Source organism: Plantactinospora sonchi (genome assembly GCF_036422035.1).
Taxonomy (GTDB): domain Bacteria; phylum Actinomycetota; class Actinomycetes; order Mycobacteriales; family Micromonosporaceae; genus Plantactinospora; species Plantactinospora sonchi.
Genome location: NZ_JAZGQK010000038.1, coordinates 33176 through 49210, shown reverse-complemented (window position 1 = coordinate 49210; position 16035 = coordinate 33176). Strand labels below are relative to the sequence as shown.

10 protein-coding genes and 2 tRNA genes are annotated in these 16035 nt (G+C 71.2%); 10 read left to right on the top strand and 2 right to left on the bottom strand.

Translation table 11 applies throughout. The features are described from left to right. Window positions 1–119: 119 nt before the first annotated feature. Entirely contained in the window at window positions 120–2204 is a 2085-nt protein-coding gene (locus V1633_RS34035) for a ThuA domain-containing protein (RefSeq protein ID WP_331218454.1), read from the top strand. Window positions 2205–2610: 406 nt separating this feature from the next. Next, window positions 2611–3618 (top strand): sugar phosphate isomerase/epimerase family protein, encoded by a 1008-nt coding sequence (locus tag V1633_RS34030; protein WP_331218405.1) that lies wholly within the window; start codon window positions 2611–2613, stop codon window positions 3616–3618. 102 nt (window positions 3619–3720) lie between these two features. Here V1633_RS34030 and V1633_RS34025 read toward each other — a convergent pair whose 3' ends face one another. Next, window positions 3721–4098 (bottom strand): hypothetical protein, encoded by a 378-nt coding sequence (locus tag V1633_RS34025; RefSeq protein ID WP_331218404.1) that lies wholly within the window; start codon window positions 4096–4098, stop codon window positions 3721–3723. A 280-nt stretch (window positions 4099–4378) separates the two neighbouring features. On the opposite strand from V1633_RS34025, the gene V1633_RS34020 reads away from it, so the two are divergent. From V1633_RS34020 to V1633_RS34005, 4 genes are all read left to right on the top strand, one after another. Continuing rightward, window positions 4379–4451: transfer RNA gene (locus tag V1633_RS34020), tRNA-Asn, on the top strand. Between the two features lie 179 nt (window positions 4452–4630). Next, window positions 4631–6766 (top strand): MMPL family transporter, encoded by a 2136-nt coding sequence (locus V1633_RS34015; protein ID WP_331218403.1) that lies wholly within the window; start codon window positions 4631–4633, stop codon window positions 6764–6766. A gap of 49 nt (window positions 6767–6815) precedes the next feature. Further along, complete coding sequence (locus V1633_RS34010; protein ID WP_331218402.1) at window positions 6816–8189, top strand: FAD-dependent oxidoreductase; 1374 nt, start codon at window positions 6816–6818, stop codon at window positions 8187–8189. 203 nt (window positions 8190–8392) lie between these two features. Next, window positions 8393–8469: transfer RNA gene (locus V1633_RS34005), tRNA-Ile, on the top strand. A 256-nt stretch (window positions 8470–8725) separates the two neighbouring features. Here V1633_RS34005 and V1633_RS34000 read toward each other — a convergent pair. Next, window positions 8726–9331, bottom strand: a complete 606-nt coding sequence (locus V1633_RS34000) for a hypothetical protein (RefSeq protein WP_331218401.1) — start codon at window positions 9329–9331, stop codon at window positions 8726–8728. Between the two features lie 169 nt (window positions 9332–9500). Between V1633_RS34000 and V1633_RS33995 the strand changes: the two genes are divergently transcribed. From V1633_RS33995 to V1633_RS33980, 4 genes are all read left to right on the top strand, one after another. After that, window positions 9501–10193: a type 1 glutamine amidotransferase domain-containing protein gene (locus tag V1633_RS33995; RefSeq protein ID WP_331218400.1), complete on the top strand. Its 693-nt coding sequence runs from the start codon at window positions 9501–9503 to the stop codon at window positions 10191–10193. Between the two features lie 148 nt (window positions 10194–10341). Continuing rightward, window positions 10342–10929 (top strand): hypothetical protein, encoded by a 588-nt coding sequence (locus V1633_RS33990; protein WP_331218399.1) that lies wholly within the window; start codon window positions 10342–10344, stop codon window positions 10927–10929. A 659-nt stretch (window positions 10930–11588) separates the two neighbouring features. Then, on the top strand, window positions 11589–14726 hold the full coding sequence (locus V1633_RS33985; RefSeq protein ID WP_407952157.1) for an OmpL47-type beta-barrel domain-containing protein: 3138 nt from the start codon (window positions 11589–11591) through the stop codon (window positions 14724–14726). 62 nt (window positions 14727–14788) lie between these two features. Further along, the gene (locus V1633_RS33980; RefSeq protein ID WP_331218397.1) at window positions 14789–16030 is read left to right on the top strand and encodes a multicopper oxidase domain-containing protein; all 1242 of its coding nucleotides are present in this window, start codon (window positions 14789–14791) and stop codon (window positions 16028–16030) included. Window positions 16031–16035: the final 5 nt, after the last annotated feature.

Genomic DNA, 16035 nt, shown 5'->3' with positions numbered 1-16035 from the left:
CTGTTGTAGAAGGGGCCCTTCCTAACCGCCCTCGGAGGAGAGCGATGATGCGCAGACGACAGTCCCCGGCACGGCGTAGGACGATCAGACCCCTTCTCAGCGTCGCCGCCACCACGCTCATGGTGCTGGCCTGCACGACCGTGCCGGCCGGCCCGGCGAGTGCCGCCGACGCACCGTACGACGTCCTGGTCTTCTCGAAGACCGCTGGTTTTCGACACGACTCGATCCCGGCCGGTATCCAGGCGATCCGGGAGCTGGGTGCGGCGAACTCGTTCACGGTGACCGCGACGGAGGACGCGGCGGCGTTCAGTGCGGCGAATCTGGCCCAGTACGAGGCGGTGGTGTTCCTGAACACCACCGGTGACACCCTGAACGCCAGCCAGCAGGGGGCGTTCGAGTCCTACATCCGGTCGGGTCGGGGTTATGTCGGGGTGCACGCGGCGGCGGACACGGAGTACGACTGGCCGTTCTACGGCAATCTGGTGGGGGCGTACTTCGCGTCGCATCCGGCGATTCAGCAGGCGAACGTGAAGGTGGAGCACCGGGGGCACGCGGCGACGGCTCATCTGCCGCAGACATGGCCGCGTACTGACGAGTGGTACAACTATCGGACGAATGCCCGGTCGACGGCGCGGGTGTTGGCGACGTTGGACGAGTCGTCGTATTCCGGTGGTGGGATGGGTGCGGATCATCCGCACGCGTGGTGCAAGTCGTTCGAGGGTGGCCGGTCGTTCTACACCGGTGGTGGGCACACCCAGGCGTCGTACGCGGAGCCGGCGTTCCGGTCGCATCTGCTCGGCGGGATCCGGTACGCGGCGGGGCGGAGCAAGGCCGACTGTCGGCCCGAGTCCGGTTACACCGCGCTCTACAACGGCTCCACCACCGGCTGGTCCCAGGCCGGTCCGGGTAGTTTCACCAACACCGACGCCACCCTGACCTCGGTCGGCGGCATGGGCCTGTACTGGTACAGCGCGAAGCAGTTCACCAACTACTCGTTGAAGCTGGACTGGCGGATGGCGGGGGACGACAACTCCGGGGTCTTCATCGGTTTCCCGGCCAGCTCGGACCCGTGGTCGGCGGTGGACAACGGCTACGAGATCCAGATCGACGCCACCGACGCGGCGGACCGGACCACGGGCGCGGTGTACACGTTCAAGTCGGCGGATATCGCGGCCCGGGACGCGGCGTTGAACGCCGCCGGTGAGTGGAACAACTACGAGTTGCTGGTCGAGGGTGAACGGCTGCGGATCTACCTCAACGGTGTGCTGATCAACGACTTCACCAACACCAACCCGGTACGGTCGTTGGCCGGGCACATCGGGATCCAGAACCACGGCACCGGCGACGACGTCTCGTTCCGCAACATCCGGATCAAGGAACTCGGCGGCGGCCCCGGCCCGGACCCGGGCCAGAACACCACGGTCCAGGCCGAGGCGTTCACCGCGCAGAGCGGGATCCAGGTGGTCGGCAAGGCCGGCGCCAACGGCGGCTCGACGATCGGCTACCTCGACCCGGGTGACTGGGCGGCGTACAACGGGCAGAACCTGACCGGGGTCACCTCGCTGCGGGCCCGGGTCGTCTCCGGCGGCGCCGGTGGCACCCTCCAGGTCCGGACCGGCTCGCAGACCGGACCGGTACTCGGCACCGCGACGATCCCGAACACCGGCGGCTGGGAGAGCTACGCGGAGGTGAGCACCGGGCTGACCGGCGTACCGAGCGGCACCCAGAACCTCTACCTCACCGTCGCCGGTTCCGGCACCGGCCTGTACGACGTCGACGAGTTCACCCTGGTCCGGGGGAGCGGCGGAGGCGGCGGCAGCGGGACCGGGCCGGTGGTCGGGCTGGCCGGCAAGTGCCTGGAGATCGACGGTGGCGGCACCGCCGACGGTACGCAGGCACAGATCAACACCTGCGTCGCCAACTCGGCCCGGCAGACCTGGACCCGGAACGGCCAGACCCTGCGGGCGCTGGGCAAGTGCCTGGACATTTCCGGCGGCGGCACCGCCAACGGCACCAAGATCCAGCTCTGGACCTGCAACGGCACCGGGGCGCAGAACTGGGCTCCCCAGGCCGACGGCACCCTGCGCAGCGCGTCGTCCGGCAAGTGCCTCGACGTGTCGAACAACAGCTCGGCCGACGGGCAGGACGTACACCTGTGGGACTGTGTCGCCGGGGCCGCGAACCAGCGGTGGACCCTGCCCTGAGGATCTCGTTGAGGAACCCGGCTGAGGGCCTCCTCCTGAGTTGAGCGGGCGGCGGCCGGCGCGCGCGACCCCCCACCACCGGCGCGCGTCCCCGCCGCCCGCTCCCACCCTGACCACCCGGATCGCCCCGGACCGGACCCACCGGCCCGGGGCGATCCGTTGATCACGGGTACAGGGTCTTTCTCGGCCCGCCCGCCACCGCCTAGAGTGGTCTCGGCGATCCTCGGTGGTGGCCGGCGACCAGGCGGGAGGCGCAACCCGCCCGGCTCGGGTGCGATCGACGCACGTGCCGGACACCTCGCCGGAGAACCCCGCCACCGTCCCGGACGGTCACCCTCGCCCCGGTCCACCGGCGCCGCGTACGGCGCAGTCGCGAATCCCGCATGTGATCAACAGGGAGAAGACCATGGCGCGACCCATCACGCTCTTCACCGGCCAGTGGGCCGACCTGCCGTTCGAGGAGGTGTGCCGGCTCGCCTCGGAGTGGGGCTACGACGGGCTGGAGATCGCCTGCTGGGGTGACCACTTCGAGGTCGACAAGGCCCTCGCCGACCCGTCCTACGTCGACCGCAAGCGGGAGACGCTGGCCAAGTACAATCTGCAGGTCTTCACCATCTCCAACCACCTGGTCGGGCAGGCGGTCTGCGACCACCCGATCGACGAGCGGCACCAGGACATCCTGCCGGCCCGGATCTGGGGCGACGGGGAGCCGGAGGGGGTACGCCAGCGGGCCGCCGAGGAGATCAAGGACACCGCCCGGGCGGCGGCGAAGCTCGGCGTGCAGACCGTGGTCGGGTTCACCGGGTCGTCGATCTGGCACACCCTGGCCATGTTCCCGCCGGTACCGCCGGCGATGATCGAGCGCGGCTACCAGGACTTCGCCGACCGCTGGAACCCGATCCTCGACGTCTTCGACGAGGTCGGGGTGCGGTTCGCCCACGAGGTTCACCCGAGCGAGATCGCGTACGACTACTGGACCACGAAGCGCACCCTGGAGGCGATCGACCACCGGCCCGCGTTCGGGCTGAACTGGGACCCGTCCCACTTCGTGTGGCAGGAGCTGGACCCGGTGAACTTCATCTTCGACTTCGCCGACCGGATCTACCACGTGGACTGCAAGGACGCGAAGGTCCGTACCGGTGACGGCCGGCGCGGCCGGTTGGCGTCCCACCTGCCCTGGGCGGACCTGCGCCGGGGCTGGGACTTCGTCTCGACCGGGCACGGCGACGTGCCGTGGGAGGACTCGTTCCGGGCATTGAACGCCATCGGCTACGACGGCCCGATCTCCATCGAGTGGGAGGACGCCGGGATGGACCGGCTGGTCGGGGCGCCGGAGGCGCTGCAGTTCGTCCGCCGGCTGGCCTTCGACGCGCCGAGTGCCGCCTTCGATGCGGCGTTCAGCAGTCGGGACTGAGCGGCGGTACGCGACACACAGGGCGACCCGCCCGGCCATGGCCGGGCGGGTCACCGGTCTGTATGGGCACCGGTCGGTGCCGGGATTCCGGGCCGGTTCGGCTCAGAACGTGGTGCCGTTGGCAGCCGACCCGCCGGACCCGGTCCGGGCGGCGGTCGCCGAGGCCGGGCTGGTTGACGACTTCGACGAGGTCGAGGTGGTCGAGTCGGTACCGCTGTCGCCGACACCCAGTTCAGCGGACTGGCCGTTGCCGGTGGTGCCGAGCTTCTCGCCCAGCCGGGTGTGACTGAGCCGGTCCTTGCCCTCGGCGTAGAGCCGGTTCGCCTGGGCCTGGGCCACCCCGGCCGCCTCCTGCACCGTCGGGTGGTCGAGAACCTTGCGGCCCTGCAGCACCAACTGTTCGTACCGCTCCCGGCCCGCCCGGGCGCCCAGGACGAAGCCCACAGCCAGCCCGCCGACGAACCACAGCTTTCCGCGCATGGCGGCTCCTTCCGTGTTGACGCGGGTCCGTCCACCGGATGTTCCCGGCGGGTTAGGTGTCTCGCGCCTGCGTCGTCTGTCCCCAGGTCGGTACCCATCCTCCACCGAAGTCATGCCTGGTTGGGGCCAGCCAGACGATTTGTCCGGTATAGGATCCCTCGGCGGCCGGGACAGGACGCCCGGGATCCCGAGCGACAACCCGCTGGACCACCACCCCCGGTGGTCCTGTACTCTTGTCCCGTCGCACCGCACCGGAGAGATCCGGTACCGGACACCGCGATCCCCCGTAGCTCAATTGGCAGAGCAGCCGGCTGTTAACCGGCAGGTTTTTGGTTCGAGTCCAAACGGGGGAGCTTCACCAACTTCCCGCCCGCCGGCCCACCCGGCGGGCATCGTTTTATCCGGGGTCCATCCGCAAGGTCCGGGGACCCGCCCTGCCGCTCCGCGCCGTCCCGCCGCGGGTGTGTGAAGGGCGGGGCGTTCCGAGGCGCGGGCGGGTCGGGAGAGACGGCGCACGGAACGGGTGGGGATGATGGCCGGATCGCGCAGCCGTACCGCTCTGCTGGGGGCAGCCCTGCTGGTGGTCGGCTGGCTCGCGGTCGCCGCGGTCGCCGGTCCGTACGCGGGACGGCTCGGCGAGGTCGCCGTCAACGACAACGCGGCCTTCCTGCCCGAGGACGCGGAGGCGACCCGGGCCCAGCGGCTCGCCGCCGATTTCGCCGAGCGGGAGACGGTACCCGCGCTGGTCGTCTACACCCGCGCGGGCGGGATCACCGACGCCGACCGGCAGCGGGTCGCCGCCGCCGCGACCCGGTTCAGCGGGATCCCGGGTGTGGTCACCCCGCTGCCGCCGCCGATACCCAGCACGGACGGCATGGCACTGCAGGTGATCGTGCCGGTCGACAGCGCGGACGGCGACCGGACCCCCGAGGTGGTCGGCGAGCTGCGTCGGACGGCCGAGCAGTCCGCCACGGACGGGCTGCGGGTCGCCGTCGGCGGCCCGGCCGGTCTGCTCGGCGACCTGGTGGAGGTCTTCTCCTCGATCGACGGGCCACTGCTGCTGGTCACCCTCGGTGTGGTGCTGGTGATCCTGCTCGTCGTCTACCGCAGCCCGGTGTTGTGGATCATCCCGCTGCTGGCCGCCGGCATCTCGTACGCCCTCGCCGCGCTGGCCGTCTACTTCCTGGCCAAGACCGAGGTGATCATGCTGAACGGGCAGGCCCAGGGCATCCTCACCGTGCTCGTCTTCGGTGCCGGCACCGACTACGCCCTGCTGCTGATCGCCCGCTACCGGGAGGAACTCTGCCACCACGAGGGAACCGTCCAGGCCCTGTTCGCCGCCTGGCGCGGCGCCGCGCCGGCCATCGTCGCCTCCGCCGGTACGGTCATCGCCGGCCTGCTCTGCCTGCTGCTCTCCAGCCTCACCTCGAACCAGGCCCTCGGGCCGGTCGCCGCGGTCGGGATCGGCGCCACCCTGGTGGTCATGCTCACCCTCCTGCCCGCACTGCTGCTGCTCGGCGGCCGGTGGGCGTTCTGGCCCCGGTCGCCGTACCGTGAACACGCCGCCACCGTCGGTCGGCTGTGGAAGCCGACCGCCCACTTCATCGCCCGCCGGTCCCGGGCGGTCTGGCTGGTGACCACCCTCGTCCTGGTCGGGTTCGCCATCGGGCTGACCCAGCTCGGCAGCACCCGGCTCGGCGAGACCGAACTGTTCACCGACCGGCCCGACTCGGTGGTCGCGCAGGAGGTCATCGACCGGCACTTCCCCGGCGGGATGGGCAGCCCGGCCGAGATCTTCACCGCCGCCGGTGCCGCCGACCAGGTGACCGCGGCGGCCCGGTCGGTGCCCGGGGTGGCCGAGGTCCGGGCCGTACCCGCCGGGAACCCCGATCCGACCGGCACGGGCGACCCGGGTGCCGGCCCCGGCGGGGCCGCCGGTCCGCCGAAGGTGGTGGACGGACGGGTGCTGCTCCAGGCCACCCTGGCCACATCACCGGACAGCGAGTCGGCGGAGCGGACGGTACGGCAACTGCGGGTCGCCGTACACGCCGTACCGGGTGCGGACGCGGTGGTCGGCGGATTCACCGCGACCACGGTGGACACCTCGGACGCGGCCATCCGGGACCGCAACGTCATCATCCCGGTGGTGCTCGGGGTGATCGCCGTGGTCCTGGCCCTGCTCCTGCGGTCCCTGCTCGCCCCGGTGCTGCTGATCCTGACCGTGGTGCTGTCCTTCCTGGCCACCCTGGGACTCTGCGCCCTGCTGTTCCGGTACGTCTTCGGGTTCCCCGGGGTCGACTCGTCGTTTCCGCTCTTCGCCTTCGTGTTCCTGGTGGCGCTCGGCATCGACTACAACATCTTCCTGATGAGCCGGGTACGGGAGGAGGCCGTCCGGCGGGGGACCCGCGCCGGGGTGCTGCGCGGGCTGGTGGTCACCGGTGGCGTCATCACCTCGGCCGGGATCGTCCTCGCCGCGACCTTCTCGGCGCTCGCCGTACTTCCGCTGGTGATCCTGATCGAGCTGGGGGTCGCGGTCGCGCTCGGCGTACTGCTGGACACCATCGTGGTCCGCTCGCTGCTGGTCCCGGCGCTGACCTACGACCTCGGCCCGGTGATCTGGTGGCCGTCCCGGTTGTTCCGGGCCCCGGACCGGCCCGACCACGGGTGAGCCGGTGACAACGGGGACCGGGCCGTCGGCCGGAGCGGCGGGTGGCCCGGTGACGACAAGGAACACGCCGCCGGCCGAGACCGACGTGGTGATCGTCGGCGGCGGGCTCGCCGGGCTGGCCGCCGCCCGGCGTCTGCACCGGGCCGGCACACCCTGGACGCTGGTCGAGGCCACCGACCGGCTCGGCGGCCGGGTCGCCACCGACCGGGTCGACGGCTACCTGATCGACCATGGCTTCCAGGTGGTGAACACCGGTTATCCCCGGCAGGCGGACCTGGTCGACCCGGCCGACCTGGAGCTGGGCTTCTTCACCCACGGTGTGCTGGTGTGCCGGGGTGAGGGCCGGCACCGGATGGTCCACCCGCTGCGGGACCCGCTCGGCGCGGCCCGGACCATCGCCACCGGTCTGGCCGACGCTGTCGACCTCGGCCGGATGGCGCAGGCGCCCGGCACCCTCGGCCGGCTCGGCCGCGCCGTGGGCGCACACCGGATCAGCAGTGTCGGCCGGGCGTTCGACCGGCTGCGGTTGGCCGGGTTCGCCGGACGCTGCGCCACGTACCCGGTCGAGCGGCTGCTCGCCGCGCCGGAGCTGAGCACCGAACTGGAACTGCGCCGGGTCGGCCTCTCCGACCGGGCGGTGGAGGAACTGCTCCGGCCGTTCCTCTCCGGGGTCTTCGGCGAGCGGGAGCTGACCACGTCCAGCCGCGTGCTGGCGATGGTGGTCCGCGCCTTCACCCGGGGCCGGATCGGGCTGCCGGCGGCCGGGATGGGCGCCCTGCCGGCAGCGGTCGCCGCACCGCTGCCGGCCTCGCTGATCACCCTCGGCGTGCCAGCCTCCTCGGTCCGGCCCGGGCTGGTGGTCACCCCGGCCGGCGCGATCCGCTGCCGGGCCGTCCTGGTCGCCACCGACCCGGGTACGGCCAGCGCACTGCTACCGACCCTCGGCCCGGTACGGATGAACCAGCTGACCACGTACTACCACTCGACCCTGGAGCCGCCGGTCGACGAGCCGATCCTGCTGCTCGACGGGGACCGGGGCGGACTGGTCGCCAACACGGTCGTGCCCAGCCTGGCCGTGCCGATGTACGCCCCGGCCGGGCGGCACCTGGTCGCCACCTCGGTGGCCGGTCCGCAGGCCCCGCCGGAGCCGGTCGTCCGGGCCGAACTCGCCCGGCTCTACGGCGTACCGGTCGACGACTGGGAGCACCTGACCACGGTCGCGGTGCCGGCGGCGCTACCCGCCGCGCCGCCGCCACAGGGGCGGCTCCGCAAGCCGGTGGTGGTGGGGGAGGGGCTCTTCGTCGCCGGCGACCACCGGGCCAGCCCGTCGGTGCAGGGCGCGTTGGCCAGCGGTTGGCGCGCCGCGGGAGTGATCCTCCGGCGGCTGCGGAGTCGCGGCTCGCTCGGAGCGGGGGACTCGTGATCCCCGGTCACGGGTCAACCGCCCGGGTAGGGGCCGGCGTGGCCCGGTCGGCGTCGCCCGGTGGTCGGCTCCGGTTGCTATCCTCGCCCTGCCGACCCGATCGTGGCGTACGCCGGGCCCGGTTCGGCGGCCGACCGCGCCCAGCTCTGATGTCGGTGGTCGGTCGGCGGTACACCGGGATACGATCCCGGCGCTGCCAGCGCGGGGCGGTAGCTCAGTCGGTTAGAGCAGGGGACTCATAATCCCTCGGTCGCGGGTTCGAGTCCCGCCCGCCCCACCAGGCAAACCCTGGTCAGCCATGCTGCCGACGACCCGGCCGCACCACGCCGAGGGCCGGGCCGAACCCCTCAGTCCGCACTGATTCCGCAGCCGCACGACCGGCGACCGAGAATGCTGGGCGGACCACCTCGCCGGGCACCACAGGGGCTGTCAGCCTCTCCTGACCGACTCAGGGTCGTTCGGCTGGTGCGGCGCTCCACCTTGTCCCCGTCCGGAAGGCTGGACGGTCTGGGGACTGCCCGACGAGGAGATCCGCTTCAGCGCTGTCCGCCGCGCTTCTTCGGCTCACGGAAGTGCGCGCACGGCTGCTCGGTCCTAACGTGCCAGATGCTCCCCACCAGGGCGACGGGGTAGTCGATCTCTCTGACCCGGCGATCGCCGGTCTCGACCGAGAATCGCATCGGCAACAGCTCACTCCCGAACGCGGTCGCGCATTCGAGGCGCAGCTCGACATCGATCAAGTCGGTATCACCGGGGCGTAGCAAGCGAGACTCGCCGGTGTCACGGACCAGGGCACCCGGTCCTTGCCCAGTCGCCGCACGAACCGTGATCGGCGCTTGGCCCGCGTTGGTCACGGCCAGTTGCCCGTCCAGCTCAAGGACGCCCGGGACGTCCGAACCCCCGCCGGCGATGGTCGCGGGGAAGGCCAGGAGTGCGACCGAAGCATTTCGCTCCCGCTCCTCCCGCGAGTCCCGCAGCACGCTCACACCAAAGCCACCAAGCACCCCGCCGACAACAAAGGCAGCGACGAGCCGGACACTCATCTTCCGTCTGGCCAGGAGGCGGTCGGGAACCACGCTGCCCGCCGCCGTCGACTGGTGGTGGTGCTCATCCAGGTCGATCACTCCACGCTCCACCGACATGGTGCCAGCCTAGGGCGCGGGGGAGCAACCAACAGATCCGTCGGTTGAGCCTGTCTCGGTACGGGCTGGTAGGTAGCGTTGGCTTCGGCGAAAGTACGGCGGATCCTTCGGAATGTTCTGCCTGGGTGTTTGCCCGTTCCCGTCGCGCCGGGTCAAGGAGGCGAAAACAGTGGCGAAGGTCTTGTTCGTGGTGTCCGGTGCGCAGTACTGGACGCTGAAGGACGGTCACCGTCATCCCACCGGTTACTGGGCTGAAGAATTCGTCGCGCCCTACAGCGTTTTCACCGGGGCGGGCCACCAGGTCACCGTCGCGACCCCTGGTGGCGTCATTCCCACCGTCGACACCATGAGCCTGCGCCCCAGCATGGCGGGTGGCGAAGACAATTCGCTCGCACAGGAAGCCGTCATCGAGAAGGCCGAAGAACTTCGCCGCCCGCTCGTCCTGAGAGACGTCAGCGTCGACGACTACGACGTCGTCTACTATCCCGGCGGACACGGTCCGATGGAAGACCTGGCATATGACCGCGACTCGGGGAAGCTCCTCAGAGACGCGCTCGCGTCCGGTAAGCCCCTCGCCGTCGTGTGCCACGCACCCGCCGCTCTTCTCGCCACCCGCGATGTCAACGGGAACTCCCCGTTCGTTGGATACCGGACCACCGGGTTCACGAACGACGAGGAAGAGGCCGTGCACCTGCGGGACAGGGCGAAGTGGCTCATGGAAGACGAGGTGCGCAACCTGCCCACCGACTACTCCCGTGGCCCCGTTTTCGAGCCCTACCTGGTCAGCGACCGAAACCTCTACACGGGTCAGAACCCCGCCTCGTCCGGTCCTCTCGCCAAGGAGGTCCTCAAGGTGCTGTAGGGGCGGCGCCGGCCGGCAGACCACGTACCGGAGTTCAGCCGGTGGCCTACGCCGGGCCGCGTCCCGCCCGAACAGCGGCCGACCAGTCGGGGTGGACCATCCGAGAAGATGATCAAGGAAGCTGGTCCGCGACACTAGTGTCCCGGACATGCTGCTTGCCACGGTCCCGACGTTCTCCCGCGTGCGGATCACCGGTCCCGGTCCGACGGGTCGGTCCGACGACGGGTCACCGGCGATCGGCGACGTGGTCACCGTGTGGACCCGGCGGGTGAGCGACGAGAACCCGTTCGCGCTCGTCGAGCTCCGAGGGGTCGTGCACGGCCGACGCGGCCTCGTGTGGCTGCCGGAAGACGCCGAGGTGGAGGTCGTCGAGCCGCCCCGCTACGCCGGCCGTCCCGAGGACCTGGTCACGCAGGCGAGGCCGGTCAAGGCTCCCGAGGGGAGCAAGGGCGTGATGAAGACAGCGGAGGGCTGGCCGGAGCTCATCTGGCAGTCCGACATCGTGTTCTCGCCCGTACAGGGATGGGACGACCCGGAGATCGCCGTCGAGGTCCTCCTGTGCGCGCTGGCGGTGGCGCCCGATGACGACCCGCAACTCAGGCCCATGCTGCTCGCCGCCCTGGCGGCACGCTACGCGCGTCTGCAACGTGACCCGAGGACGTACCCCGTCGCGCGGTACCCGTGGCGGAACCGGACCGCGCCGGGGCCGGACATGCTCGAGTACCTGCGGGGCTGAGCCGGCCGTCAGGCGCCCAGTCTCAGGTGTCCAGGGTGCGGCGAGGCGCCCGACGTCGCGGCGCGTCGGTCGGCCGACCGTGTCGGCCGGACCGGGCGACCGGGCTCGACGCGTCGGCCGGTCTGACGTGGTCGACGCGCGGCCTGCCCGATCCTTTTGTTGCTACGAGCAAAAGTTGAGCCTAGTCCGTCGAAAGATGTAGACATGTCGACGCCACGGCCGTTAGGGTCGGTCAATATCAACATGTTTCGGCGAGGTAACCGGCGGCGCGGTTAGCTCACCGTCTGAGGGCCACGGTCCGGGCCGGGGGAACCGACTCCCCAGCCTGCCGGTGTCCGCAGACCGTCGCTGGCACGGTCCCCCGTGTCATGGCGACGACGTCGGTCTCCGCCGCTTCGGCGACGCGTGGTCGGCGTCCACCCCCACCGAGGACTCCACCCCCACCACCACCACCAAGGATCCGGCCCCGCCCACCGTCCACCTTCGCCAACAGGGCTGACACCTCCATCCACACCTCCGTCCTGACCGGACGGCAACCGCGTCACCCGGTCCGCCCCAGGTGGACCGCGTCGGTGTGCGGTCTGCCGCCATGCCGTCCGTCGATCCGGGAAACCCCCGGTCGGCGACGTTCCGCACGACTCGCGAAAGGTATGTCCGACATGCCAGCTCTCCCTGTGCGATGCCGCACACCGAGGCGTCCGTGGCTACTCGCCCGGCTCGCCACGGGCCGGCCCAGCCGACCGATGAGGGTGCTCGCGGTAATGGCCGTCCTGCTCGCCGGCTCCGTGGTCGCCGCCGTACCGGCCAGCGCCCGCCCGGCGGACACCGAACCCACCTCGGCCAACGGCACCGCGTCGGCCGGACAACTGCAGGCCCAGGTGCTCACCTGGACGGCGGGCAACAGCACGCTGGAGTACACCTCCGCGCCCACCACCGCCGTCGCCGGGCCGACCACCATCGTCTTCGAGAACAGCGCCGCGACCGGCAACACCACCGGCATGCAGCACACGCTCACGTTCGACACGAGCAACCCGGACTACAACCGGGACGTGGAGCTGAACATCCTGGCCGACCCGTTCGACGCCAACAACGGGCGGCACCAGGTCGACGTGGTGCTCACCCCGGGCACGTACCGCTACTTCTGCGTGATCCCCGGACACGGCACGATGAACGGTCTGCTCGTCGTCACCGGCGGTGGCGAGGACAGCACGCCGCCCACGGTGACCGCCGAGGTCACCGGTGAGCAGGACGAGGACGGGGCGTACGTCGGCTCCGCCACGGTCACCCTGTCCGCCACCGACACCGGCTCCGGTGTCGGTCGGGTGGAGTACTCCCTGGACGGCGGCCCGTACGGCACCTACTCGGCGCCGGTGACGGTCAGCGCCTACGGCGAGCACACGGTGACGTACCGGGCGACCGACGTGGCGGGCAACACCTCGGCGGTGCAGTCGACGACCTTCGAGGTGGTGCGGCCGTCGAGCCCGGACACCACCGCCCCCACGGTGACCGCCGCCGTGACCGGTGAGCAGGACGAGGAGGGCGCGTACGTCGGGATGGCGACGGTGACCCTGACCGCCAGCGACACGGAGTCCGGGGTGGAGCGGGTCGAGTACTCGCTGAACGGGCAGGCGTACGCGGCGTACACCGCGCCGTTCATGGTCCACGAGCCGGGTCAGCACACGGTGACGTACCGGGCCACCGACGTCGCCGGCAACACCTCGCCGGTGCAGTCGACCGCGTTCGAGGTGGTGGCGCCGTCGGATCCGGACACCACCGCCCCGACGGTGACCGCCGCGGTGACCGGTGAGCAGGACGAGGAGGGCGCGTACGTCGGGATGGCGACGGTGACGCTGACCGCCAGCGACACGGAGTCGGGGGTGGAGCGGGTCGAGTACTCGCTGAACGGGCAGGCGTACGCGGCGTACACCGCGCCGTTCATGGTCCACGAGCCGGGTGAGCACACGGTCAGCTACCGGGCCACCGACCAGGCAGGCAACACCTCCGCCGCGCAGTCCGTCACCTTCGAGGTGGCCGGCACGTCGACCCCGGACACCACACCGCCGACCGTGACCGGTGGGGTCACCGGTGACCAGGACGACAACGGCGGCTACCTCGGTGCCGCCACGGTCACCATCTCCGCCACCGACGCCGGCTCCGGGGTCGACCGGGTCGAGTACTCGCTCGACGGGCAGCCGTACACGGCGTACACCGCCCCGGTGACGGTCAACACCGTCGGCGAGCACAAGGTCGACTTCCGGGCCACCGACCACGCGGGCAACATCTCGGAACCGCAGTCGGTCACGTTCCAGGTCGTCGCGGCACCGGACCCGGACACCACCGCGCCGACCGCGACCGCCACCGTCGCCGGCAACCGGGACGGCAACGGCGCCTACGTCGGTGCCGCCACGGTCACCGTCTCCGCCACCGACGCCGGCTCCGGGGTCGACCGGGTCGAGTACTCGCTCGACGGGCAGCCGTACGCGGCGTACACCGCGCCGGTGACGGTCAACCAGCCAGGCCAGCACACCGTCGCGTACCGGGCGACGGACGTCGCCGGCAACACCTCCACCCCCGGATCGGTCTCCTTCACCGTGGTCGCGCCCCCCAACCCCGACACCACCGCGCCCACGGTGAACGCCGCGATCACCGGACAACAGAACGGCAGCTGGGCGTACGTCGGCAGCGCCACGATCATGCTGACCGCCACCGACAGCGGCTCCGGCGTGTACCGCGTCGAGTACGCCCTCGACGGGCGCGGCTACGTCACCTACACCGGACCGCTCACGGTCAACACCCCCGGCCCGCACACGGTCAGCTACCGGGCCACCGACCGGGCCGGCAACACCTCGGGCACCGGGTCGACCACGTTCACCGTGGTCGAGAGCGGACCGCCGGCACCGAACTGCCGGGTGACCGACACCCGGCCGACGGTCTGGCTCGGCACCGCGAACAGCGGGGTGGCCAACCGGGTGATCGAGGGCGGTTGCTCGATCAACGACCTGATCGAGGACGAGCGGGCCTGGCCCGGCCACGACGAGTTCGTGGACCACGTCACGGCGGTCGCCGACCACCTGCACCAGCGGGGCAGGATCCAGCTCAGGGAGCGCAACACCCTGGTCCGCACGGCCCGGGAGTCCAACGTCGGCAGGTCCGAGGAGAAGCAGGGCTACCAGCCGCTGCTCGACCGCTCGAACGCCTCGTTCACGCTCTGGGAGCAGGTCGGCGCGGGCGGTTTCCGCCGCAACGCCGACGGTTCGATCACCAGCCGGGCCGTCGACGGCCTGGGCATGCTCTGGTTCCCCGTCCGCGGCTACGGCGACTTCTCGCTCAAGCTCCAGTGGCGCGACGACGCCCCCGGTGACGGTCGGGCCAACAGCGGGGTCTTCGTCCGGTTCCCGCAGCCGCACCAGCACCCGCAGGAGCCCCGCCCCGAGTGGGTCGCCATCAAGTACGGCCACGAGCTCCAGATCTTCGACCGGGCCGACGGCGACCAGTACAAGAGCGGGTCAGTGTACGGCTTCGACCAGGTCGACCTGGACGGCGCCGGGGTCACCCCGAAGGGCACCTGGAACGACTACGAGATCCGGGTGGTCGGCCAGCACTACTCGGTGTTCCGCAACGGCAAGCTGATCAACCAGTACGACAACGTCCCCGGAGCCGTCTTCAGCCCGCCTCGGGCCGACGACCCGGGCGGCGCCGGACGGCAGAACGCGACCGGCTACATCGGCCTGCAGAACCACGGTGCCGGCGACATCGTCAGCTTCCGCAACATCCGGATCGCCCCGCTGACCCCGTGACCGTACGTCGTCCTCTCCGCCACCGGCGTCAGCGGTGGTGGGCCGAGCGATTGGATACCGCCTTGGACAAGGAAATGAACGACATCGGCGGGCCGGTGCGGTCACCGGCCGCCGAGGGGCCGGAGGTCCGCCGGTCGTCCCCGGCCCGGCTGTTCGACTCGGGGACCGGCCGGGCCGTGCTGGTGGCGGTGGTGATGCTGGTGACGCTGGTCGGCGCGGGTGGCGGGCTCGCCCTCGCCCGCGACGACACCGCCGCCGAGTCGGCCGGGCAGCCGGCGGTCGAGGCCGCCGCCGCGGCCCGGTCGGCGGAGCGGCCGGAGGGCTGCGTCGCCCCGGACCGCCGGCTCAGCCTGTACGCGGTGGAGCTGCCCAAGGACCCGGTGACGAACCAGGTACGGCTCGGCTACGGCCTCACCCCGCAGACGGCCTCGTACCCCGGTCCGACGATGGAGATGATCGAGGGGGAGTGTCTGGCGATCACCCTGCACAACCAGGTGCCGGCCGCGACCCTGGAACAGCTGCGTACCGATCCGGCACACCCGGTCGGGGTGTCGCTGCACGTGCACGGGGTCAAGTACACCCAGCAGTCCGACGGCACGGTGCACAGCGACTCGTTCGTGCCGCCGGGCGGATCGCGGACGTACTTCTGGTTCGCCAAGCCGCGGACCGCGACCTCGCCGGGTACCGCCGGCTACTGGTGGTACCACGACCACGTGGTCGGCGGCCCGCACGGCACGCAGGGCCTGCGCTCCGGGCTCTTCGGCGGCCTGGTGGTACGCCGGCAGGGCGACCCACGGCCCGACCGGACGTACGTGACGGTCTTCGGCGACCGGCAGACCATCAACCTGCGGCGCAGCGCGGAGGCGGACACCTGCGACCCGGTGAACCCGGTGCCGGGTCCGACCTGCCTGGTGGCGAAGCTCGGCGAGCGGGTCGAGTTCATCGTCATCGGCATCGGGGACGACATGCACACCTTCCACGTGCACGGACACTCCTGGGCCGACACCCGGACCGGCCTGGTCGACGGCAGCAAGGCGCTGGTCGACTCGGTCCCGATCATCGACAACAAGACGCTCGGCCCGGGTGACAGTTTCGGCGTGCAGTTCGTCGCCGGCGACTCGGTCGGACCGGGGCACTGGATGCTGCACTGCCACATGCAGTTCCACTCCGACCTGGGCATGTCCACGACATTGCACGTGCTGGACGAGAACGGGCAGATGCCGCCGCACGCCGGTGGCCACGCGCCGGCCGCGCCGGCCCAGGGCGCGGCGGCACCCGCCGACGCGCACACCAACCACCGATGACCCGC

Bases quoted from the DNA above. Each gene is read 5' to 3' on its own strand.
- V1633_RS34035 (WP_331218454.1), top strand. From the start codon at position 120: ATGGTGCTGGCCTGCACGACCGTGCCGGCCGGCCCGGCGAGTGCCGCC.
- V1633_RS34000 (WP_331218401.1), bottom strand. From the start codon at position 9,331: ATGTCGGTGGAGCGTGGAGTGATCGACCTGGATGAGCACCACCACCAG.
- V1633_RS33990 (WP_331218399.1), top strand. From the start codon at position 10,342: ATGCTGCTTGCCACGGTCCCGACGTTCTCCCGCGTGCGGATCACCGGT.
- V1633_RS33985 (WP_407952157.1), top strand. From the start codon at position 11,589: ATGCCAGCTCTCCCTGTGCGATGCCGCACACCGAGGCGTCCGTGGCTA.
- V1633_RS34030 (WP_331218405.1), top strand. From the start codon at position 2,611: ATGGCGCGACCCATCACGCTCTTCACCGGCCAGTGGGCCGACCTGCCG.
- V1633_RS34025 (WP_331218404.1), bottom strand. From the start codon at position 4,098: ATGCGCGGAAAGCTGTGGTTCGTCGGCGGGCTGGCTGTGGGCTTCGTC.
- V1633_RS34015 (WP_331218403.1), top strand. From the start codon at position 4,631: ATGGCCGGATCGCGCAGCCGTACCGCTCTGCTGGGGGCAGCCCTGCTG.